The organism is Metabacillus rhizosphaerae, from assembly GCF_037201795.1.
Taxonomy (GTDB): domain Bacteria; phylum Bacillota; class Bacilli; order Bacillales; family Bacillaceae; genus Metabacillus; species Metabacillus rhizosphaerae.
The window spans coordinates 4,189,431-4,210,082 of sequence record NZ_CP147403.1 but is presented as its reverse complement, the minus strand read 5'-3'; the positions used below and the strand labels follow the sequence as shown (position 1 = coordinate 4,210,082).

Genomic DNA, 20,652 nt, shown 5'->3' with positions numbered 1-20,652 from the left:
ATGGTAAAAATCAAAGCCTCATTTATAGAGTTTTTTGCTTTTATAGCATCACAAGCTGAAAGATAGAATGGTGTAATGAACCGAAAATATGGAAACAAAAAGCAAAGGAATTAAGTCCTTTGCTTTGTTATTGTACCTTTTGAATTTCCTCGGATACTTGTTTTAATAGACTTTTACTAGTGTTTAAAACACCAGCTGGAAAGTCTTCGCCTTCACCATATTCAACACCGTGTGGGTAATAATGTTTACCTAAAAGTGGGGTGATTAATTTAACCACTGCATGCCGACCACCAATATCACCTTCTACAGAGTAGCCTTGAACACGAAGATAGTAAACCTCGCCTTTAGCTTCGATTTTGCGGTCGTAAGTAACTCGTTCATAATCCCATTGACCTGCCAATACAAGCCCGTTCTCATCCATTATTTCATTTAAACGAGATAAATCAATTGTTACTCCTTCTAAACCTGTGCCTTCTATTCTCATATGTATGTCCCTCCTAAAGCCTTTTCACCATTTATATTATAGCTTAATTCTCTTAAAAAGATAATATCTCCATTTTTAATAATAGTATGAATGCCCTTAACTTGCAACGCTTAGTTGTAGATTAAGACAGACAAAATAAAAAAGAGTATTACAATAGATATTTCATTCTTAATAGCCAGCAAGAAACCCCTACCTCAAATAAATATGCAGTCTTATTTATTATATTAAGTTAGCAAAGTTATTTTAGAGTTAAAATTCTTTTTCTGGTAAAACTATCTGTGAAAGGAGGAGGTTATATGAAAAAGTACATACAGCGTTTTGTGCTTTTATTTTTATTAATTGGGCTATTCACGTTTCCTCAACATGCATTTGGACAAACTACTACTCATACAGTAAAAAGTGGTGATACGTTATGGATTATTGCACAACGTTACCAAGTTGGATTATCTGAGATAATCGGTGCGAACCAACAGTTTAAAAATCCCAATTTAATTTATCCAGGTCAGAAGGTTTACATCCCACAAATAAGTGGAACAAAATCAATAGAAGAACAAGTTATCTCGCTAACAAATGTTGAAAGACAAAAAGCTGGATTGCCAGCGTTAAAAAACAATTGGGAATTATCAAGAGTTGCTCGCTATAAATCAACGGATATGAGAGACCGAAATTACTTTAGTCATGATTCACCTACATATGGATCTCCTTTTACCATGATGAAAAACTTCGGAATTTCTTACAGAACAGCAGCTGAAAATATCGCTGCTGGGCAACGTACTCCTGATGAAGTAGTTAGAGCATGGATGGATAGTCCTGGTCATCGGGCAAATATTTTAAAACGTGACGTAACTGAAATAGGTGTTGGGTATGTACAAGGTGGGTCATATGGACATTATTGGACTCAGATGTTTATAGGAAGGTAATAGTAAGGAGGAAAATCGATGCAAACCGTGAAAGATATTATGACGTCAAATATTGAGTATTGTACACCATTAGATAATGTATATGAAGTAGCTGTGAAAATGAAGGATTTAAATGTAGGAGCAATTCCGATTGTAGAAGATCAAAAGTTAATCGGCATGATTACAGATCGAGATTTAGTTGTTAGAGGCATTGCAGAGAAACATCCAGGATCTAATCAAGTGACAAATGTTATGAGTGATCATATTTACTCAATTGAATCAAATGCATCTTTAGATGAGGCTGCACATAAGATGGCCAAGCATCAAGTTAGACGATTACCTGTCGTGGATAATGGAAAGCTGGTTGGAATCGTTTCATTAGGTGACCTTTCAAAAAACTATACAACAGGTGAAGAAGCTGGAGATGCCTTATCAGATATATCAGAATCATATGAAAGTAATTGAAGTTGAAATAGGCACCTTCTTTTGGGTGTCTATTTTTTTAGTTGGCTTTTTTCTAAAAGATTTTTGCTTTTAAAACAAAAACTAATTCAGGTTGATTGGAACTGATTGTGAGACTCCTGCAGACTTTTACGCTAAGGAGGCTCACCGCCTTCCCTGCGGAAAACGAGCTTCTCTCGCTGCAATAACCACACCGTATTACTTGGTAAATACCCACAAAGTTTGCGAAAACAGCCTTTTCGTTAGAAATTAATTTCGTTTTTAGAAAAGTTTTGTTAATTTGGAACTATTTTGTTCAATATGTTAGGAAATTACGGAATCATATACTATACTTTGTTTAACAGACTTTTTATCGGGAATATTAGTAATACTACTTTACATGTCAAATAAAAAGTATATCAATAAGAAGTTTTCATATAATGATAGAAAGAAGAGTAGTTAGGAGGGGCTTAAACTGCGGATTATCATTCGAACGGTTGTCATATTTTTTATTATATTTATAAGTTATACGTTATTTATCTATTTCGGACAATACACTCCCAGCGAACAGCACGAGGAAGAAAATGTCCAAATTTCAAATGAAGAATTATCAAAGGAAAAAGAAGCTGTCACAAAAGATGGAAATGCTAACCTTCCAGCTGACGGGATCTTGTCCTTAATGAATAAATCATCTGAGGAAATAACAGCTTTATTTGGTGAGCCAGATCGAATCGATCCTTCAGCATATGATTATGATTGGTGGATTTATGAACAAGCAAATGACAAGTATATGCAAATAGGAATCTTAGATCAAAAGGTTGTTACTGTGTATGGAATCGGTAGTGAGGTAAATGCCAAGCCTTTTAAAATTGGACAACCTGTTCAAGAGGTATTTAAAATCGCGCCAGTTTCGCCAAGTTTGTCACTAGAATATGTAGGAAACTCTTATCGTTTTGAGTTTTCAGAAGAAGATATGAATACGAGACCTACAGTTAAACTCGGAGATGTCTTTGTGCAATTATATATTGATAAGTTTGATGGGATATTATCAAGTATACGGGTTTTGGATCCAGAAACGTTTATTAAACAGCGCTCATATGAAGTAACATATCGTGGTGAATTAATTGAAGCTAAAGAAAACAGTGAAGAAAAATGGGAGAGAATTGAGAGTGGCTCAGAGCAACAAATATTATCGATTACAAATGTGATTCGTACAAGACATGGGATTCCATTGGTTAAATGGGACGATGTAACATCACAAGTTGCTTTTTTACACAGTGAGGATATGAAGTTAAATAATTATTTTTCCCATGAATCTCCAACTGAAGGAACCTTGGTTGATCGCCTTGCTGAATTTAATGTGAAATATGAAATGGCAGGAGAAAATATTGCTGCACAATATGTGGACGGGATTGCAGCTTCAGAAGGCTGGTTGAATAGTAAAGGTCACCGTGAAGCATTGCTAAATGAGGAATTTACGCACTTAGGTGTTGGTGTTGACGGGCTATATTATACGCAAAACTTTATAAAAAAATGGGAACAAGTGGAGTGAAGAAAAGGGTGGTTACAACAATGTAGCCATCCTTTTTGTGTTTAGGAAACCAATTACCCCAATACTTAACGAGCAGTAAATCGAAGCACAATTAAGTTTTTAAGGAGAAAGTTGGGGTGAGGGGGAAACTACTCTTAAAAATCTACGTCGATGGACAGGTTATCAAAGTCAGTCGAAGTTCACAGAATCTGGCGTTTTAAGAGTGAAAAGTTACGCAACCATTCAATGGAGAACCCCACTGAATTAAGTCTCACTTTAGCTTAAGATAGGCATGTCGTTTTTGCATATTCTAAACAAAGAAAGCAGACAATACCCTTTTTCTTTTATCGTTCAGATAGAATTTACCGAATTTCGTCTTTTTTTTACAAACATTACTCTGTTTCTTTATAAAAAATTTTCTTGTTTTAATATCCCCAATTAACTTCTATTGATAATAAAAAAGCTTGCCGTACTATGTGCGATAAGGGTTCCGTCGTCTCGGAAAACCTTTCCTTCAGTTACAACTGTTTTATTTCCCTTATGAATTGTGTTAGTCCTACATATTAATTCTTTTCCAACACCTGGTGCTACATAATTTATTTTAATTTCTGTTGTTACAGCAGTTTTGTCAGGAGGTAGTAAATGATGAACAAGTCCACCCATTGCTGAGTCAAGTAACGTTGCTGTAATACCACCATGGACAATGTTTAATGAGTTTTGAATAATAGGTGTATTTGGAATCCTTATTGTAAATTGATTGTCTTTAAACTCGCCTTCTGCATGAAGTAACGCACCGATATAAGAGCCCTTTTCATGATATTGCTTCCTTTTTAATCCACTAAGTAAAAGTTCTAGTACAAATAGATCCTCGTTATCTGCATTTTGTAATACCTCGTTTGTTAATTGTATTAACTCGTCCTTTGTCATATGGCTAACCCTCTCCTTTTGCTAGTGATAGTTTACCAAAATTTTCTTTGTTGTAGCAATTGTTTCTAAAGACTCTTTTCTATTTGTTTGTTTTAAACCTGCTTTAAGTATTTCATGAGAAAACTCCGAAATCTGCCTTTCTAAAATGGGCGAACATTATTGCTGTTTTTCAATAACATATTATAGGCAAATGTATCAATGAGGTGAAGATAATGGCATCAAAAAAACAACATCCATCTGTTCAACAATTTAAAGAATTTGTGAAAGAACATCCAAAGCTTGTACAAGAGGTAAGAAAGGGAAACAAGGAATGGCAGGAAGTATTTGAGGATTGGTATCTACTTGGTGAGAAAGATGTTGTATGGAAACAATATAAAGATGAAAATAGTGAGGAGCAATCAGAAGAAAAAAAAGCTGATTTTATGTCTCAAATGTTTTCAGCGGTAAAAAATATGGATATGAACACAGTTAACCATCATATTTCAAATATGAGTAGTACGATATCAACGATTCAAGGATTGTTTGATCAATTTGGACTATCAAAAAGTTCAGGGCAAAAATCATCAGGTAGTAATCAACAACCCTTCTCATTTAGAAAGGATTAATAGGCACGCCTAATTAATGTGTGTCAGGAAATAAAACCGAGGCACATGTAGGAGGGTTTGGATGAGAAAAGAAATTCAGGAACATATTCGCGCTAATAAAGAACGACAGACATTTATCCGAGAACAGCCACATTGGTTTCGTAAACTGTCTAGAAATCCTAATGACCTAGAGTCATTAGAAATAGAAATGATGAACTATTATCAAAAAACAATTCCTCATAAAGTACAGCAATTTTCTAATTCAGTTCAAATGGCACAAATGATGATTGCGATGTTTCAAACAATGAGACAACAGGATTAAACGGCTTTTTTAAGTCGTTTTTTCTTATGGCTCTTATCTAAGAGATTGTTGCTTTTAAAACGAAAACTGTTTTAGTCAATTAAAGTTAAAAACAAAGGCTGTTTTCGCAAACTTTGTTGCTTTTAAAATAGTATTGGGTTGGTTGATTGCAGCGAGAGGATGCTCGCTTTCCGTGGGGCGGGCGATGAGCCTTATCATCGCGAAGCGCCTGCGGGGTCTCATCTGTCCCGCTACTCCCACAGGAGTCTCGCATATCCGTTCCAATCAACCTAATCAGTTTTGTTCAAAAACAACAATCTTTTAGAAGAGAGCCAAAACAAAAGAAATATTCATGATTTTATCCTTATTTGTAAACAATACAAAAAAGGAGGCGATAAAATGAAACGGTTATTAGCTCTTGTATTCATATTAATTGGAATGACAGGTTGTGTAGAGGACAAGCCACGTCCTGAGGGAAATGTAATATTAGTCCCTCTCCATGTGACGAATGTTTCTAATGATGTAGTTGAGGTTGTAAGTCAAAGTCAACTGGCTTCCTTGAATATAAAACATTATGTACGAAATAAAGATGTATATGTAGAATGTTATATTCCTAATTTTTCTTTTAAAGAAAAGGGCGGTAATAAAGTAAGTGGAGAAGGTCATATTGAAGTATCTGTAGATGGGAAAAAGATTGATGACATGAATACTGCAGCCTTTATTGTAAAGGGATTAGACAGAGGTGTACATGAAATGATGGTGGAGGTTGTTCACAATGATTCAACAACTTATGATTTAAAAAAAATATGGACGGTTTCGATCCAATAATATATGTGACAAGGTAGATGATTTTCATTTTCTTCTATTCATGGTAAAATGAATGCTGGAGGTGCAAATACTCTATGTTTGCTACTATTGAAAGCATGTTACTACTAGATGAAGCGGAACAACTTGCAAGCTTGGTTCTCAAGTCGGTGCCGGCAGAAGAATATCGTCGTAGTTTCTATAGATTAAAAAATGACAAAGATGCTCAACAGCTCATTTCTCAATTTGCGAAAACGAAGGACTTATATGAAGATGTCCAGCGCTTTGGTAAATACCATCCGGATTATCGAAAGATATCAAAGGATATGCGTGATATAAAAAGAGAACTCGATTTAAATCAGAGTGTGTTCAATTTTAAAAAAGCAGAAAATGAACTGCAAGCATTACTTGATGAAATAAGTGTTCAAGTTGGCCAAGCCGTTTCTGTGAATATTAAAGTTCCGACAGGTAATCCCTTCTTTGACACTGGGTCAAGCTGTGGAGGAGGTTGTGGTTCTGGTGGAGGGTGTGGCTGTAAGGTGTCATAAAACGAGTTAAATACACTCGTTTTATTTTTTTTGAAAATTCCATGAAGGAATATTGTTAGAATTGAAAATTTTTGCTAGACTTTTAAAGTGGAGCGATAAATAGTTAAAGGGAAAAGTTCTTTTATATAAATAAGGGAGAATCAATATGTTTGAAAAACGTCAAGGTATAGTCGTTTGGCTTCACTCATTAAAGCATATAAAAATGCTTAGGAAATTTGGAAACGTTCACTATGTTTCAAAACGATTAAAATATGTTGTTTTATATTGCAATATGGATATGGTGGAGCAAACTGTACAAAAGCTTACTTCCTACTCGTTTGTGAAACATGCAGAACCATCCTATAAGCCTCATTTAAAACTTGAATTTGAATCTAAAGTGGATAAAGCGAAGGAATATGATTATAAGATAGGTTTATAACTTGTGAAATAAACATTTAAGAAAAGCGCAAGGCTTCTTGATCAGTTCCCAAGGGTGTAAGTGCTGGAACATAAAACCAAAACTGAGTAAGAAAAGTTATAAATTCTGATTCGATAAAAAGGGTTGTCTTCAGAAAGAATTACATGTAAATGTCTTTCTTTCCTAAAGGACAGCCCTTTTTACGTTATTGGAAACAAATAAAATCTTAATTGAACGGCAGCAATATATGAAGTACAGGACGTGCTTTTGCTATTTGTTTTTTCAGCTTCCTATTGCATTGGTGGGATATAATGATTTAACCTTAATATCCCAATCAAATGCTGATAATAAAGTTCAAGCTCATTAAACATATTTGATGGTTTAACATCAATTTGAATAATGTCTTTGTTTAAATAAGCTGAAAGAGCTTCAAATAACTCATAGCGTTTATTTTCCTTAACGTGTGGATTTGGAATCCCTTCACGACAAATATAAAGAGCCTGGAATTTCCCTTGATCAGTCGGTTGCATAATTACAACTAAGGAAGTAACCGCTTTTTCATTAACTTTTGTATGTAAGGCAATTAGCTTAGACACACGATGTTTGTTAGCTCTTGCTGTTTCAATAAGTTCATAAATATCAGAATAGCCTTCACCTAACTCAATAAATCGTTGAATCATATAACTTCCCCCTAAAATATTATATACGTCCATTTTAAACTGAATTTTCACTATAACATGAAGATGTTAAAATGAGAAGTATAGTAAAAATCATAGTTTTGTACGAAAAAAAACCCTACAGATATACTCTGTAGGGTCCTTCAAAACCTTTTCACATGTAAAAGGTTGAAGGCAAAGGGAGAGGAGAAACCGGAGGAAGAACTTATGGGGAAACGTAAGTCTTCTCCGCGGTTGGCAACAACATCAACGAATCGATGTTGTTACTACTCATTATCACCAAATGGTTTTTCCATATACATAAAAGAAAAAATTTTTTCTAAACTTCTTTCACAATGATCAGATATTGTAACATATAGAAGTGCTATGGTAGGATAAAGTGAATCTTCTACAAGTATAGAGATTTTCACATACATAGAGATCCATAGAAAATCCTTTGTAGAGATGTAAATAAAAAAGTAGTGGTGACAGATATGAGAGTAGTTTCAGGTAATTATAAAGGTAGACAATTAAAAGCAGTACCAGGGGTGACCACAAGACCTACAACTGATAAGGTAAAAGAAGCGATCTTTAATATGGTTGGTCCGTATTTTGATGGTGGAAATGCCTTGGATTTGTTTGCAGGTAGCGGAGGGTTAGGTATCGAAGCTTTGAGTCGTGGGATTGAAAGGTGTATTTTTGTTGATCGAGAAGCAAAGGCTATTCAAACGATACATAAAAATTTAGAAGCATGCCATGCAGTTGAGGCATCTGAAGTATATCGAAATGATGCTGAACGAGCAATAAAAGCAATAATTAAACGCGAACTTCGATTTGAATTAATCTTTTTAGACCCACCGTATAAGCAACAAAAGTTGAAAGCGCTTATAACCTCAATTAGTGAAAATAATTTGCTAGAAGAGGGTGGATTTATTGTTACGGAGCATGGATCAGAAGTTCAATTGCCTGTAGAGATCGACCAATTTATCCAAATAAAGTATGAAACATACGGAATGACCTCTATTACCGTATATGGATATAAAAGTAGTTTAGGGGAGGAATAAAGATGGGAAGCATAGCAGTATGTCCTGGAAGCTTCGATCCAATTACATATGGTCACTTAGATATTATTAAAAGGGGTGCAAAGGTATTTGATCAAGTGTATGTTTGTGTATTAAACAATTCCTCCAAACAACCTTTATTTTCGGTTGAAGAGCGATGTGAATTAATTAGTGAAGTAACAAAGGATATTCCAAATGTCATTGTTGAGACCTTTAAGGGATTGCTCATTGATTATGCACGCGAAAAGAAAGCTCAAACGATTTTAAGAGGACTTCGTGCTGTTTCAGATTTCGAATATGAAATGCAAATAACTTCAATGAACAGAGTTTTAGATGATAATATTGAAACATTTTTTATGATGACGAATAATCAATATTCATTTTTAAGCTCCAGCATAGTTAAAGAAGTCGCAAAATATAAAGGGGATATAGCAGAGCTGGTTCCTGAAGTGGTTGAAAAGGCATTAAAAAGTAAATTCATTGATGAGTAAAAGGTGAGGGAAGAACCCTCACCTTTTACATTGTTGAAACACTATGGCGTTTTAGTAAACACATTGCGTTTACCATATAAGTAAACATAAACACATAATGAAAGAATGGTGATAAGTGGTCCTACATGTAAAATTGTTTCCCAATAGTCAATAGCCCACTTAGGACTATGTCTCATAAAAAAGACGGGTAATTCATTAGAATGATAAGATTGTAAATTTAAATAAAGTGGTTTAAATAAAAAGAATGCAATAATCGCAGAGTAAATACCTTGCAAAATTCGCGCTATGAAAAATGGCTGAAAGCGAATATCTGTATCAGCTAATATACTTGCAACCTGTGCTTGAATGGATAAACCACCAAAAGCTAATATAAAGCTGGCAACCATTACTTTATCTAATAAATTTGCTGTAGATTCACTAACAAACTGATTACCTAAAGTGATTTCAAAGATTCCTGTAATAAGTGGTACACTTAGATCAGTAGAAATATGTAATAAAGTTAATCCTCCAGAAAAAACGATCGCAATCCATTCAGTTACATGGATTAGTGATAATATTTTGTTGAAAACAGAGAAAAGAATGATAAATCCACCAATCATAAGCAGTGTTTGGATAGAAGAGATCACAGCATCCCCAAGCATTTTTCCAAGAGGTCGAGATTCCTTTATTCTAGTTAAATGTAACTCTCTAAAGGCTAATTTTAGCGGTGGAAAAATCATGTGCTTTTTTTCAGTTTTTAGTGATGAGTCAATTCCCCCATAATATCTCATCGTGAGACCTACACATAAATTACCTAAATAGTGTGCAGCAGCTAATAATATGCCTAGGGAAGCATCATTAAAAAAGCCAACAGCTACCGCTCCGAAAATAAATAGGGGATTAGATGAGCTTGTAAAAGAGACTAATCGTTCTGCTTGTAATGCCGTTATTTGTTTTTCCTGCCGTATTCTAGCAGTAAGCTTTGCACCTGCTGGATTGCCAGATGCCATTCCCATCGCCCAAACAAAGCCACCAACACCTGGTACACGGAAGATCGGTCGCATTAGAGGCTCAAGTAATACACCAATAAACTTTACAACTCCAAAACCAATGAGTAATTCTGATACAATAAAAAAGGGGAGTAAAGATGGAAAAACAACTTCCCACCAAATTGTTAATCCTCTGATGGATGCTTCTAGCGATTCTTTAGGATTAAGGATGATTGCAATCGTTAGTCCACCTATAAAAGTAGCGAAAAAAATTGTTTTAAGTTTTGAAAGACTCAAATTGTGATGCCTCCTAAACATACGGGTCATAATAGGTATACGCACAAATGTGGATGAAGCACTTTTCCAAGTTGTTGTACAAACCTCTTTAGTTCAATATACGAGAATAGGTGCACATTTTAGACCATAAGAATGAGCTATACCATTGTTTTGAAAAATAAAAGTCCAAAGAATTGGATGAATCGGCTATTTTACTCATATCTTTATAAAAAAATATTTTTATCGTAAGGCTTTGTTAAATCTTAATGTTGTATTTTATAGGGTCAACGCAACAATCTCTTATAAAATTTGCTAATAATGAACTAAAAGGAGGGTATCTCCTTGACAAAGGAGCCAAAGATTGGACTAGCGCTTGGATCAGGTGGTGCAAGAGGGTTTGCACACTTGGGGGTATTAAAGGTATTACATGATGAAGGAATTTCTATTGATTTAATTGCTGGAAGCAGTATGGGAGCACTAGTTGGTAGCTTCTATGCTTCAGGCATAAGTATAGACAGATTGTATCAATTTGCCTTAGCTTTTAAGAGGAAGTATTACTTGGATTTTACAGTTCCAAAAATGGGTTTTATTGCAGGTAATCGTGTAAAGGAATTAATTCGCTTATTTACACATAGAAAAACATTTGCTGAATTAGATATTCCAGTAGCTGTTGTCGCTACGGATTTATATGATGGAAAAAAGGTTATATTTAAAGATGGACCTGTAGCAGATGCAGTTAGAGCTAGTATTGCTATACCAGGTATCTTTGTTCCAGAAAAAATTGATGGTAGACTATTAGTAGATGGAGGTGTTGTTGACAGAGTACCTGTTTCGGTTGTAAAGGAAATGGGGGCAGATATTGTGATCGCAGTTGATGTTTCACATGTAAAGCGAAATGAGGATATAACGTCAATATTTGATGTGATTTTGCAAAGTCTCGATATTATGCAGGATGAGCTTGTTCATCATCGGGAAATCGCATCAGATGTTATGATACGTCCTCATGTCGAACAATATAATTCTCGAGCTTTTACAAATATAAAGGAAATTATTGAGATAGGTGAGAAGGAAGCTATTCAGCATATAGAAAAAATACATAGGCTTATAGCACAGTGGAAGGAGACAAACAGTCATGAAAAGTAAAACTATATTTCGTTCTCTTATCTTGTTAGCAATGATTGTACTAATCATGACATTTATTAAGCTTCCTTATTACGTAACACAACCAGGAATGGCTTCAGAACTAGAGCCGATCGTGGAGGTTCAAAATGGATTTGAAGATGAAGAGGGAAGCTTTTCTTTAACAACTGTTCGGTTTGGAAGAGCAAATCCGTTAACTTATATGTGGGCAAAGCTACATGATTATTATTACATCCATCCTCTAGAGGAAATTAAAAGAGAAGATGAGACAGATGAAGAGTACTATAATAGACAATTACATATGATGGAAGCATCACAGGAATCAGCGATTACTATTGCTTATAAAAAAGCAAATAAACAAGTTGATTATACATTCCACGGTATATATGTTGATGGAATTGTAAAAGACATGCCTGCTGCAGATGTCCTAAAAGTGGGAGATCGAATTTATAAAGTGGACAATAAGGATTTTCAAACGGCAGAAGAATTTATCGAGTATGTTGGTAAAAAGAAAGCCGGAGATGAACTAGCAATTACCTTTGAAAGAGAAGAAAAGCAAAAACAAGCAAAAATTAAGCTGGCACCATTTACAGAGGATCCTAAAAAGGTAGGGATAGGAATTTCACTAATCACGGATCGACAAATAGAAGTAGAGCCGGATATTAAACTAAATACAAAGGAAATAGGAGGGCCTTCAGCAGGATTGATGATCTCACTTGAAATATATAACCAGCTAACAGAAAAGGATTTGACGAAAGGCTATGATATCGCAGGTACAGGAACAATTAACACAGAAGGAGAAGTTGGTCCAATCGGAGGGATATCACAAAAAATTGTTGCCGCAGACAAAGCAGGGATAGAAATTTTCTTTGCACCAAATGAAAATGACAGCCCTACATCAAATTATAAAGAGGCTATAGAAGTTGGAGAAAAGATCAAAACAGAAATGAAGATAATTCCGATTGATACATTTGATGAAGCAGTAGAATATTTAACGAAACTTAAAGAGAAAGGATGATTAATGATCATCCTTTCTCTTTTTAATTGCAGTGACTTTTATTTAGTTATTTTCTAATCTAATCGGTGGAGTGGCATATTCAGTTCTTAAGAGCTTTGAGCGAAGCGGTTCAGGAAATATCATATTATATGTAGCTGCAGCCTTTATATCTAACTCCAGCAAAGGATGTTGAAAGGTTGATAGCTTAGATATAATCGGAAGTTCAATCTGTTTTTTTATAGAGTTTAAATATCCCTGACCTTTTGAAGACATACCTAATAACCTTATATATGGTGATGTTTCGCTCTGGTCGATATAACTCATCTGTTGTTTGGTTGTTTTCGTTAATAAATGTGTGCATAACCTTTGTAGTCTAGTCCATGTATACCGTTTCGTTTTGATACGTTCCATAAAATCTTGAAAACTAACAGCAGAATGTATGTTTTTTTTGATTCTGTTTTCTAAACCTTCTTCTACTTCATAAATCGTGAGTAGATCCTCTTCACTCATGGTCATAATAGAATACTTTAGTAAGTGAAAATAATATTCCCAATTGTGTAAAAGATCTTGTTGGTCTTTGTATTTGTCCATGACTTTTACCGTTTCCTTAGGAACATAATTTGCTACCTGACCTTTGTTTGCAAATATTGCTTTTCGAATACTTGTCGCACTAGCTATGGTAGAAGAGACAAAATCTTGTTCATGGTAACCGGCTGATGACCGTTTAATTGTATAAGGTTTTATTTTCGCTTGCTGTTGATGAATTGATTTTACATAATGAAATCCAAGGATATTGTTGGGTAAAGATAAATCTAAAATTTCATGTCCGTTAGATAAGGATTGGAATGCAAGAGTTAATGCTGTAGGGTAACTCACACCAGTTTTAATATGGTGTTGGATTAACTCCTCATATTGCTTTTTGTTATGTATAAGAAATTCATTTGCAAGAAGGAAGGAAGAAATGTCTCCAGATTCACTACCAAAGCATAGTGATTGACATTGTAAGGCCTCTAGGATAGAAACGGAACCATTTGCAAACGTCTCCGCTTTTTGTGTAGCAAATGCATAAGGTAATTCAACAACCAAATCTACTCCACTATGTATAGCCATTTTCGTTCTATCCCATTTTGAGACAATAGCAGGTTCTCCTCTTTGCAGAAAGTTCCCACTCATGACAGCAATAACAATATCTGCATTTGTTTCTTTAATGGATTGTGTTAAATGATAGAAATGTCCATTATGAAAAGGATTATATTCTACGATAAGGCCTAAGGCATTCATATGATCACCACGTTCTAGAATTTTATATAGATGCTGATATCCATTATAGGTTAAACGATGATAACTATAAACACTTTGTATCTCATTATTTATTAACTCTTTTTAAGCTCACTGTTGATTTTGGCACTTTGTCGATTGGTGCATAATGCATACAGCGGAAATCAACAACCAAGTTTAATAGTGCTATTTATTTTAATAAAATTGTAGAAAGAACTTGCAAAGCAGTCATAGGATGATTAAAATAAGACATGCTAAATAAGCCGTATTTGAGTGGTACAAGATATTCGTTTTGTAAAAATGCGATAATCATGTATACTTATACTGTAAAGAAAAAATATTGACAAATATTATTGCGAAGGCTATAATTACCTTTGTTGCCTTGAGGTGATACACATTGAAATGGACAATTAGTCAACTAAATCAATTGCAAAGCAAGGGTTTGAAAATTGAAGAAGAAATCGATTTAAGTGAGCTTGTCACTAGTCATCAAGACATTCGTGATATTTCTCCTGTAAGCGTTAGTGGAAGAGCCGACATTAGCTCAAGTAAAGTAACGTTCCATTTATCAATTTCAGGTTCAATGGTTCTGCCTTGTTCTCGAACATTAGTGGATGTACAATATCCATTTTCAATTGATACAACAGAAACATTTTTATTAAAACCAGCAGACTATGATACGGAAGAGGATTTTCATCTTGCTGAGGGTGATATTGTTGATCTAACACCTATTATCAAAGAAATCCTTATATTAGAAATTCCGATCCAGGTATTCTGTGATGATGGTGCAAATGAAGAAGGAGCTGCTCCTCAATCAGGGAAAGATTGGGAAGTTATTACTGAGGAAGATCAGAATAACAAGATTGACCCTAGACTTGCTGGATTAGCAAAATTCTTCGAAAATGAAGAAAGTTAATATACTATAGCTTATAGCACAGAATGAACCGGTTTTACCGGATTCACAATGCAATGCTCTTTAAGGAGGTGGGAATAATGGCTGTACCTTTTAGAAGAACTTCTAAAACAAGAAAAAGACTACGTCGTACACATTTTAAATTACAAGTACCTGGTATGGTAGAATGCCCAAGCTGCGGTGAAAGCAAACTAGCTCACCGTGTATGTAAAGCTTGTGGAACATACAAAGGAAGAGACGTTGTAAGCAAATAATTATTTGTTACAGCTAATGAAGCGTGAGGATCAATCGATCTTCACGCTTTTATTATTGTTAATGAAAATTATAAAATTCTTGAACTGTGGGTATCATAAGCCAATTTAGAATTGAAGGCAAAGTGCGCCTTCTATTCTAATTCGTCTTATTTGCCCTAGGCTGAACGAGGCGCTTGCGCTTTTGTTCTTGTGAAAATCAGTAAATGGAGAGGAGGATATGTATGAATAAACTTGTGATGAATGAATATGAAGAAGGAATTATCGAACTTAAGCTTAATCGGCCTTTGAAGTATAATGCTGTAGACCTGGAAATGATGGATGAATTAAAAGCTAGTCTTAATTCTTTATATAAAAGAAACGATATAAAAGCAATGGTTATAACAGGAGAAGGAGAGAAGGCATTTTGTTCAGGTGGTGATGTAGAAGCCTTTCATCATTTGAAAACAAAGGACGAAGCCTACCATATGCTTTCGAAAATGGGGGAATTACTTTATCAAATTATGACATTTCCAATTCCAACCTTTGCCTTTATGAATGGAATTGCCTTAGGTGGCGGCTGTGAAATTGCTACAGCTTGTGACTTTCGCATCGCAAAACAAGGTATTTCACTTGGGTTTATTCAAGGTTCTTTAGCAATAACGACAGGGTGGGGAGGATCCACTATGTTACATGAAAAATTAGCATATGATAAGGCAATGACAATGCTTTTATCTGCAAGAACAATGCTTGCTGAGGAAGCGCATACTTTAGGGTTTATCCAAAAGATTGTTTCAGATGCAAATGCTCGAATCGAGGCATATCAATTTATACATAAGTCATTAGTTGATCACCCTAATGTACTAAGAGCATATAAAACTGTAAAAGTAAATCAGTGGATCAATACTCAATTACATGTAAGAATGATGTCTGAAATCAATAGATGTGCTGAACTATGGGAGATGGAAGACCATCTTAGTGCTGCTACTTTATTTTTAAATAGAAAGAAGTAACTTAAATAGTTTGTTTACAAAGTGTTTTTGATCTTGTCTTAGTCTCGCTTATCTAGAGTCTTTTTTAAAAGTAATAGATTGTATTTAGTCTATCTATTCTACTAGTTGCATATGTATAGAAAAAAAGTGACTATTGGAGGGATTATAGATGACTACTACGCGTCAAGATGCTTGGACTCATGATGAAGATTTATTGTTGGCTGAGGTTGTACTAAGGCACATTCGAGAAGGTGCAACACAGCTTGCTGCCTTTGAAGAGGTTGGTCGAAAGTTATCAAGAACCGCTGCTGCTTGTGGGTTTAGGTGGAATTCTCATGTTCGCAAACAATACAAAACAGGCATTGAGGTAGCGAAGAAACAAAGAAAAGAGCTTAGGACTGTTCCTCAACAAGAAGAGGAGCCACTTAAGGAGCCAATCGCTCAAGAAGAAAGCCAATCGCCTAGTGTACAATCTAAAAATGCAATTAAGGATCTCATCTCGTTTCTCCAACAATATGAAGAAACACCATCTATGCAAGAGATTCAACAAGAAAATAGACAATTAACAGGTAAAATTAAGATATTAGAAGAAGAAGTGGCCAAATTACAACATGAAAAGGAATCACTCATAAATAACTTAGAAGTAATTGAAGAAGATTACCATGCATTAATTGAAATTATGGATCGTGCAAGAAAGATGGTTATTCTTCAAGAGGATGAAAGAAATAGAAAAGTGAAATTTCAAATGGATAAAAACGGAAATTTAGAAAGAGTTGAGAAATAAAGGACTAAGCAGGGGCTGACTCTCAAGTAGAAGTCAGCCCCTTTGTCATAAAAAAGCACTTAGTATTTTGCCAATATATGCAATTTCGAAGCTGTTTACTTGTCAGAAGCTCGCAAGCACTAGGATATATTATTGTTCACTGACACCTGAAGGATACCAGACTAATGGGTTTTCTCCTTTGTCACGTTCCATTTCGTATTTAACTTGTTCAAAGTTCATTTTAGACCAAAAGTCTCCTGATTTAACTCGTGGGTTTGTTTTAATAGGTAAATTAAATGATTTTGCGTAGTCGACAAGTGCTCTTCCATAGCCTTTACCTTGGTAATTTGGTAAAACTTCCAGCTTCCATAGCTCCAAAAAGTCCTGTTGCGGGCTAAAATATTGATCGAATCTCTTGTTTACACGATAAAGACTCATTCGTGCGACTAGCTTGTCACCGTAATAAATGCCGTAGAACGGTGAGTCGCTATCATTTTCAATTATATTTGACTGCAGATCCTCAAGCATAGAAAGCTCTTGTATTCCATATTCTCTAAATTTCTTAAATTCCTCTAAGGTTTTATAATTAACTAACAATCTTTCAACTTTTAACATAGCAAATTCCCCCTTGATGCACATCAAATTATATCGTTTTGGTAAAGAATTTTTTGATTTTAATGATAATAACAATACAATTATTATAGCATGACAAATGTTGTTCATGTAGTTTTTTAGTTAACCGCTTCCAGTAAATTAATTTACAAATGGATTCAATTGCTTTTTCTAGTGGAAAAAAAGCAAAAGTGTGGTACTTTCGACGTTTCATTTGATATGATTGAGCTGATAAATGTAAAACTTAGCAAAGTAAATAGTAGGTGGGAACAATGGATATAGGAATTATTGGTGCGGGTTCATTAGGCTTGCTTTATAGTTATTATCTCAGTAAGAACCATACAGTTACCCTTTATACGAATCAAAAGCAACAGGCTGATCAGATAAATTCAAATGGTTTGTTGATGGTAAAGGATGGAATAAACACTAGGGTAATGATAAATGCTGATTCAACAAGGAATTATAAAGAAGAGCTCTTAATTGTGACTGTAAAGCAATACGATATCGCTTCTATTATTGCAGAAATAAACAATCTTACACCAAGAACGATATTGTTCCTTCAAAACGGTATGGGGCATTTACCGTATTTGTCAGCTCTATTAAAGCATCACATTATATTAGGTATCGTTGAACATGGTGCAATACGACTTGATGATCACACAGTCCAACATACTGGAGTAGGTAAGACAAAAATCGCTTATTATAATAGAGATAACAGTCAAAACTCATTGATTCAACAATTGCAAATCAATCAACAATCACTATTTCCGATTGAAATGGAAGATAACTGGAGGAAGATGCTTTCTGAAAAATTGGTTGTTAACGCTACAATAAATCCATTAACATCTGTATTAAAAGTGAGAAATGGTGTATTAATCGAAAACGATCATTTTATGAAATTGTTAAAAGTACTTTTTAATGAAGTCATACAAGTATTGGGACTGTCGAATGAAGCACTACTTTGGGAGCATGTATACAACATCTGTGAAAACACCGCACAGAATCAATCATCAATGTATAAAGATATCCAAAACGGACGTCAGACGGAAATTGATGCAATTCTAGGTTATTTAATTCAGCAAGCAACTAACACTCAAAAACCAATTCCACACATTACATTTTTATATCATGCTATTAAAGGGATTGAGATAGGTAATGATTGAAATAATGAAATGGATGATCTCATTTGCATTTGCTATACCTTTAGTTAATCTCGTTCTATTCTTTTTAATATTACGAATAGTTGTTAAGAATAAAAAGAAATCCATTTTGTGGACCTTAGACTTATCAACCCTATTCTTTATTGTATCTGTTCATTTTCATTTAATAACCATATTTGAGCAATCATTTCTAATTTATATCATTTTAGGATTATTATGTTTATCCATATTTGTTTATTATCTCGAATCCAATAGATCGAAGCCTCCTTCAATGACCATTGTTACAAAAAAGGTATGGCGGCTCTCATTTATCTTCTTTTTTATTAGTTACCTTTTTTTAACTATATACGGTATTGCAGCTGAAATTATTAAAAATGCATTTATTTAAGTGTAAAAAAATTAGGAAATTGATGGGGATTTGTAAGCAAAGTTTTTTCGTTTCAGCAACATAAGTGCTATACTCATCCTGTTATAATATTAACCTAGAAAGGAAGTTACATATATGGAGATTCTTGAACTCTCCCTGCGCTCTTCAAATCAATTTATGAATGACTTTAACGATCAGAAATTAAACAATGAAACATTCTTTGATTATAATATTCATACTAAAGAGGTTTTTCATAATAGAGTTGCGGATTTAAAAAATCGTTCCTTTCAGCGTGAAGAGATTTCAGTTTATTTGAAGCATTACGCAAAACGATTTTCAGAGAATAATGAGAAAGTATTAGAAAATATTGAGAGATTAAAACACCCTGAAAGTGTTGTTGTGATTGGTGGTCAACAAGCAGGGCTTTTAACCGGACCATTGTATACAATACATAAAATTATCTCGATTATCGTATTAGCTAAAAACCAAGAAAAGGAACTTGGGATTCCTGTTATTCCTGTTTTTTGGATTGCTGGAGAGGATCATGATTTTGCAGAAATTAATCATATATTCGCTGCTAAGGATCATGTTCCTAAGAAATTTGCGATTAAAGATTCTCCTCTTAAAAAACAATCTGTAAGTGATTTGACATTAAACCAGTCTAAGACCTTGGATTGGCTTGAACAAGTTTTTGAAGCATTTGGAGAAACAGATTATTCAAACAATTTACTAGATCAATTAATAAACTGTGTGAAACGCTCCACAACGTATGTAGAATTTTTTGAACATGTAATTATGAAGCTTTTTCGAAATGAAGGATTAGTTCTTGTTAATTCAGGGGATTCGGGTCTTCGTCAGCTGGAGAAGTGTTGTTTTCAATCAATTATCGATAACAATAGCAGTTTGTATGATGCAGTTAAAATCCAGCAGGAAGAAATGCGCTTACAAAGCTACAGTCCAATCATAGAAATGCCTGAAAATAGTGCAAATCTTTTTTATCATCATGAAGGAGAGCGTTTCCTTATAGAAAGAAAAAATAATGAAGAGTTTGTCGTACCTGGTATTGGTTTAACATTATCAAAAGCAGAATTAAACGATATCATAGAAACATATCCTCAAAAGCTGAGCAATAATGTTGTTACACGACCTATTATGCAGGAATACTTGTTTCCTACACTCGCATTTATTGCAGGGCCAGGAGAGGTTACATACTGGGCAGAATTAAAACGTGTATTTTCATGTGTAGAACTGAAGATGCCACCTGTTTTACCACGAATAATGATCACTTTACTTGAACGTTCTATTGAAAGAAATATGGCAGAAGCTGAATTGACGCTAGATGATGTTTTACATAATGGAGTAGAAAAATCAATCGAGACTTACCTAAAGTCAGTATCACCGGTTGATATGAATCCGCTTGTTGAAGAGGCCAAAAAGCAGGTTTCAGACATCCATGAAAAGCTAATAAAGTCGGCTCTAAAAATTGATAATAGCTTAGAACCGATGTTGAAAAAGAATGGTGCATTTATTCAAGAACAACTAGATTTTTTAAATCGTAGCGTAGAGAAAAGAAAACAACAGCAGCATGAGGTTCAGCTTTCGAAGTTTAAAGCGATTGAATTATCTTTGGTTCCAAATTTAAATCCACAAGAAAGAATGTGGAATGTATATTACTATTTAAATAAATTTGGACCGGATTTTGTTGGAGAATTGCTAAAATTGTCATATTCCTTTAATGATAAACATAAAATTGTCAAAATTTAAATAAAAGTTTTTTGAAAATCCTGTTATTACAGGGTTTTTTTTTTGTGTAAACAAAGGTAAAATAGGAA

At 34.4% G+C, this 20,652-nt stretch carries 25 protein-coding genes; 19 read left to right on the top strand and 6 right to left on the bottom strand.

The window, feature by feature from the left end; all coding sequences use genetic code 11:
* Positions 1 to 127 precede the first annotated feature (127 nt).
* A complete protein-coding gene (locus WCV66_RS20475) occupies positions 128 to 484 on the bottom strand; it encodes a YugN family protein (RefSeq protein WP_066330491.1) in 357 nt (118 codons plus the stop codon).
* Between the two features lie 296 nt (positions 485 to 780).
* On the opposite strand from WCV66_RS20475, the gene safA reads away from it, so the two are divergent.
* The 3 genes from safA to WCV66_RS20460 all read left to right on the top strand — a co-directional run bounded on the left by safA (position 781) and on the right by WCV66_RS20460 (position 3,376).
* A complete protein-coding gene (safA, locus tag WCV66_RS20470; protein ID WP_338786679.1) occupies positions 781 to 1,404 on the top strand; it encodes a SafA/ExsA family spore coat assembly protein in 624 nt (207 codons plus the stop codon).
* A gap of 18 nt (positions 1,405 to 1,422) precedes the next feature.
* Complete coding sequence (locus tag WCV66_RS20465) at positions 1,423 to 1,848, top strand: CBS domain-containing protein (RefSeq protein WP_338786678.1); 426 nt, start codon at positions 1,423 to 1,425, stop codon at positions 1,846 to 1,848.
* A 451-nt stretch (positions 1,849 to 2,299) separates the two neighbouring features.
* Positions 2,300 to 3,376, top strand: a complete 1,077-nt coding sequence (locus tag WCV66_RS20460; protein WP_338789505.1) for a CAP domain-containing protein — start codon at positions 2,300 to 2,302, stop codon at positions 3,374 to 3,376.
* Between the two features lie 417 nt (positions 3,377 to 3,793).
* Here the strand turns inward: WCV66_RS20460 and WCV66_RS20455 are convergent, their stop codons facing one another.
* Positions 3,794 to 4,282, bottom strand: coding sequence for a hotdog fold thioesterase (locus tag WCV66_RS20455; protein ID WP_338786677.1), 489 nt, complete (start codon positions 4,280 to 4,282; stop codon positions 3,794 to 3,796).
* 212 nt (positions 4,283 to 4,494) lie between these two features.
* On the opposite strand from WCV66_RS20455, the gene ylbD reads away from it, so the two are divergent.
* From ylbD to WCV66_RS20430, 5 genes are all read left to right on the top strand, one after another.
* Positions 4,495 to 4,887, top strand: coding sequence for a YlbD family protein (ylbD, locus tag WCV66_RS20450; RefSeq protein WP_338786676.1), 393 nt, complete (start codon positions 4,495 to 4,497; stop codon positions 4,885 to 4,887).
* Positions 4,888 to 4,948: 61 nt separating this feature from the next.
* Entirely contained in the window at positions 4,949 to 5,188 is a 240-nt protein-coding gene (locus WCV66_RS20445; RefSeq protein ID WP_066330477.1) for a YlbE-like family protein, read from the top strand.
* Between the two features lie 378 nt (positions 5,189 to 5,566).
* The gene (locus WCV66_RS20440) at positions 5,567 to 5,995 is read left to right on the top strand and encodes a hypothetical protein (protein ID WP_083964569.1); all 429 of its coding nucleotides are present in this window, start codon (positions 5,567 to 5,569) and stop codon (positions 5,993 to 5,995) included.
* 74 nt (positions 5,996 to 6,069) lie between these two features.
* Complete coding sequence (locus tag WCV66_RS20435) at positions 6,070 to 6,519, top strand: YlbF family regulator (RefSeq protein ID WP_066330472.1); 450 nt, start codon at positions 6,070 to 6,072, stop codon at positions 6,517 to 6,519.
* A gap of 145 nt (positions 6,520 to 6,664) precedes the next feature.
* On the top strand, positions 6,665 to 6,937 hold the full coding sequence (locus WCV66_RS20430) for a YlbG family protein (RefSeq protein ID WP_066330470.1): 273 nt from the start codon (positions 6,665 to 6,667) through the stop codon (positions 6,935 to 6,937).
* A 269-nt stretch (positions 6,938 to 7,206) separates the two neighbouring features.
* Here WCV66_RS20430 and WCV66_RS20425 read toward each other — a convergent pair whose 3' ends face one another.
* Positions 7,207 to 7,596: a methylthioribose kinase gene (locus WCV66_RS20425; protein WP_338786675.1), complete on the bottom strand. Its 390-nt coding sequence runs from the start codon at positions 7,594 to 7,596 to the stop codon at positions 7,207 to 7,209.
* Between the two features lie 470 nt (positions 7,597 to 8,066).
* Between WCV66_RS20425 and rsmD the strand changes: the two genes are divergently transcribed.
* Both rsmD and coaD read left to right on the top strand, forming a co-directional pair.
* Complete coding sequence (gene rsmD / locus WCV66_RS20420; protein ID WP_338786674.1) at positions 8,067 to 8,636, top strand: 16S rRNA (guanine(966)-N(2))-methyltransferase RsmD; 570 nt, start codon at positions 8,067 to 8,069, stop codon at positions 8,634 to 8,636.
* A 2-nt stretch (positions 8,637 to 8,638) separates the two neighbouring features.
* Positions 8,639 to 9,124 carry a pantetheine-phosphate adenylyltransferase gene (gene coaD, locus WCV66_RS20415; protein WP_066330463.1) on the top strand — a complete coding sequence of 162 codons (486 nt, stop codon included), beginning with the start codon at positions 8,639 to 8,641 and terminating at the stop codon, positions 9,122 to 9,124.
* Between the two features lie 41 nt (positions 9,125 to 9,165).
* Here coaD and ylbJ read toward each other — a convergent pair whose 3' ends face one another.
* The gene (gene ylbJ, locus WCV66_RS20410) at positions 9,166 to 10,389 is read right to left on the bottom strand and encodes a sporulation integral membrane protein YlbJ (protein ID WP_066330462.1); all 1,224 of its coding nucleotides are present in this window, start codon (positions 10,387 to 10,389) and stop codon (positions 9,166 to 9,168) included.
* 321 nt (positions 10,390 to 10,710) lie between these two features.
* Between ylbJ and WCV66_RS20405 the strand changes: the two genes are divergently transcribed.
* Both WCV66_RS20405 and WCV66_RS20400 read left to right on the top strand, forming a co-directional pair.
* Positions 10,711 to 11,511, top strand: coding sequence for a patatin-like phospholipase family protein (locus tag WCV66_RS20405; protein ID WP_066330461.1), 801 nt, complete (start codon positions 10,711 to 10,713; stop codon positions 11,509 to 11,511).
* Positions 11,501 to 12,526 carry a SepM family pheromone-processing serine protease gene (locus tag WCV66_RS20400; RefSeq protein WP_338786673.1) on the top strand — a complete coding sequence of 342 codons (1,026 nt, stop codon included), beginning with the start codon at positions 11,501 to 11,503 and terminating at the stop codon, positions 12,524 to 12,526. The genes WCV66_RS20405 and WCV66_RS20400 overlap by 11 nt, the downstream gene beginning before the upstream one ends.
* Positions 12,527 to 12,568: 42 nt before the next feature.
* Here the strand turns inward: WCV66_RS20400 and WCV66_RS20395 are convergent, their stop codons facing one another.
* Positions 12,569 to 13,786 carry a nucleotidyltransferase gene (locus tag WCV66_RS20395; protein WP_338786672.1) on the bottom strand — a complete coding sequence of 406 codons (1,218 nt, stop codon included), beginning with the start codon at positions 13,784 to 13,786 and terminating at the stop codon, positions 12,569 to 12,571.
* A gap of 394 nt (positions 13,787 to 14,180) precedes the next feature.
* Here WCV66_RS20395 and WCV66_RS20390 point away from each other — a divergent pair, with 394 nt between their 5' ends.
* From WCV66_RS20390 to WCV66_RS20375, 4 genes are all read left to right on the top strand, one after another.
* Complete coding sequence (locus WCV66_RS20390) at positions 14,181 to 14,699, top strand: YceD family protein (RefSeq protein WP_066335964.1); 519 nt, start codon at positions 14,181 to 14,183, stop codon at positions 14,697 to 14,699.
* 77 nt (positions 14,700 to 14,776) lie between these two features.
* Complete coding sequence (gene rpmF / locus WCV66_RS20385; protein WP_066335963.1) at positions 14,777 to 14,950, top strand: 50S ribosomal protein L32; 174 nt, start codon at positions 14,777 to 14,779, stop codon at positions 14,948 to 14,950.
* 221 nt (positions 14,951 to 15,171) lie between these two features.
* Positions 15,172 to 15,939, top strand: a complete 768-nt coding sequence (locus tag WCV66_RS20380) for an enoyl-CoA hydratase/isomerase family protein (RefSeq protein ID WP_338786671.1) — start codon at positions 15,172 to 15,174, stop codon at positions 15,937 to 15,939.
* Positions 15,940 to 16,087: 148 nt separating this feature from the next.
* Positions 16,088 to 16,702: an RsfA family transcriptional regulator gene (locus tag WCV66_RS20375; RefSeq protein ID WP_338786670.1), complete on the top strand. Its 615-nt coding sequence runs from the start codon at positions 16,088 to 16,090 to the stop codon at positions 16,700 to 16,702.
* A 129-nt stretch (positions 16,703 to 16,831) separates the two neighbouring features.
* On the opposite strand, the gene WCV66_RS20370 is transcribed toward WCV66_RS20375, so the two are convergent.
* Positions 16,832 to 17,296 (bottom strand): N-acetyltransferase, encoded by a 465-nt coding sequence (locus WCV66_RS20370; protein WP_066335948.1) that lies wholly within the window; start codon positions 17,294 to 17,296, stop codon positions 16,832 to 16,834.
* A gap of 269 nt (positions 17,297 to 17,565) precedes the next feature.
* Between WCV66_RS20370 and WCV66_RS20365 the strand changes: the two genes are divergently transcribed.
* From WCV66_RS20365 to bshC, 3 genes are all read left to right on the top strand, one after another.
* Positions 17,566 to 18,456, top strand: a complete 891-nt coding sequence (locus tag WCV66_RS20365; protein WP_066335943.1) for a 2-dehydropantoate 2-reductase — start codon at positions 17,566 to 17,568, stop codon at positions 18,454 to 18,456.
* Positions 18,449 to 18,841: a DUF3397 domain-containing protein gene (locus WCV66_RS20360; RefSeq protein ID WP_338786669.1), complete on the top strand. Its 393-nt coding sequence runs from the start codon at positions 18,449 to 18,451 to the stop codon at positions 18,839 to 18,841. Before WCV66_RS20365 ends, WCV66_RS20360 begins: the two co-directional genes overlap by 8 nt.
* 114 nt (positions 18,842 to 18,955) lie before the next feature.
* A complete protein-coding gene (bshC, locus tag WCV66_RS20355) occupies positions 18,956 to 20,584 on the top strand; it encodes a bacillithiol biosynthesis cysteine-adding enzyme BshC (RefSeq protein WP_338786668.1) in 1,629 nt (542 codons plus the stop codon).
* Positions 20,585 to 20,652: the final 68 nt, after the last annotated feature.

Excerpts from the sequence above, each read along its gene's own strand:
- WCV66_RS20475 (WP_066330491.1), bottom strand. The coding sequence starts at position 484 with ATGAGAATAGAAGGCACAGGTTTAGAAGGAGTAACAATTGATTTATCT.
- safA (WP_338786679.1), top strand. The coding sequence starts at position 781 with ATGAAAAAGTACATACAGCGTTTTGTGCTTTTATTTTTATTAATTGGG.
- WCV66_RS20465 (WP_338786678.1), top strand. The coding sequence starts at position 1,423 with ATGCAAACCGTGAAAGATATTATGACGTCAAATATTGAGTATTGTACA.
- WCV66_RS20455 (WP_338786677.1), bottom strand. The coding sequence starts at position 4,282 with ATGACAAAGGACGAGTTAATACAATTAACAAACGAGGTATTACAAAAT.
- ylbD (WP_338786676.1), top strand. The coding sequence starts at position 4,495 with ATGGCATCAAAAAAACAACATCCATCTGTTCAACAATTTAAAGAATTT.
- WCV66_RS20445 (WP_066330477.1), top strand. The coding sequence starts at position 4,949 with ATGAGAAAAGAAATTCAGGAACATATTCGCGCTAATAAAGAACGACAG.
- WCV66_RS20440 (WP_083964569.1), top strand. The coding sequence starts at position 5,567 with ATGAAACGGTTATTAGCTCTTGTATTCATATTAATTGGAATGACAGGT.
- WCV66_RS20435 (WP_066330472.1), top strand. The coding sequence starts at position 6,070 with ATGTTTGCTACTATTGAAAGCATGTTACTACTAGATGAAGCGGAACAA.
- WCV66_RS20430 (WP_066330470.1), top strand. The coding sequence starts at position 6,665 with ATGTTTGAAAAACGTCAAGGTATAGTCGTTTGGCTTCACTCATTAAAG.
- WCV66_RS20425 (WP_338786675.1), bottom strand. The coding sequence starts at position 7,596 with ATGATTCAACGATTTATTGAGTTAGGTGAAGGCTATTCTGATATTTAT.
- rsmD (WP_338786674.1), top strand. The coding sequence starts at position 8,067 with ATGAGAGTAGTTTCAGGTAATTATAAAGGTAGACAATTAAAAGCAGTA.
- coaD (WP_066330463.1), top strand. The coding sequence starts at position 8,639 with ATGGGAAGCATAGCAGTATGTCCTGGAAGCTTCGATCCAATTACATAT.
- WCV66_RS20400 (WP_338786673.1), top strand. The coding sequence starts at position 11,501 with ATGAAAAGTAAAACTATATTTCGTTCTCTTATCTTGTTAGCAATGATT.
- WCV66_RS20395 (WP_338786672.1), bottom strand. The coding sequence starts at position 13,786 with ATGAATGCCTTAGGCCTTATCGTAGAATATAATCCTTTTCATAATGGA.
- rpmF (WP_066335963.1), top strand. The coding sequence starts at position 14,777 with ATGGCTGTACCTTTTAGAAGAACTTCTAAAACAAGAAAAAGACTACGT.
- WCV66_RS20380 (WP_338786671.1), top strand. The coding sequence starts at position 15,172 with ATGAATAAACTTGTGATGAATGAATATGAAGAAGGAATTATCGAACTT.
- WCV66_RS20375 (WP_338786670.1), top strand. The coding sequence starts at position 16,088 with ATGACTACTACGCGTCAAGATGCTTGGACTCATGATGAAGATTTATTG.
- WCV66_RS20370 (WP_066335948.1), bottom strand. The coding sequence starts at position 17,296 with ATGTTAAAAGTTGAAAGATTGTTAGTTAATTATAAAACCTTAGAGGAA.
- WCV66_RS20365 (WP_066335943.1), top strand. The coding sequence starts at position 17,566 with ATGGATATAGGAATTATTGGTGCGGGTTCATTAGGCTTGCTTTATAGT.
- WCV66_RS20360 (WP_338786669.1), top strand. The coding sequence starts at position 18,449 with ATGATTGAAATAATGAAATGGATGATCTCATTTGCATTTGCTATACCT.
- bshC (WP_338786668.1), top strand. The coding sequence starts at position 18,956 with ATGGAGATTCTTGAACTCTCCCTGCGCTCTTCAAATCAATTTATGAAT.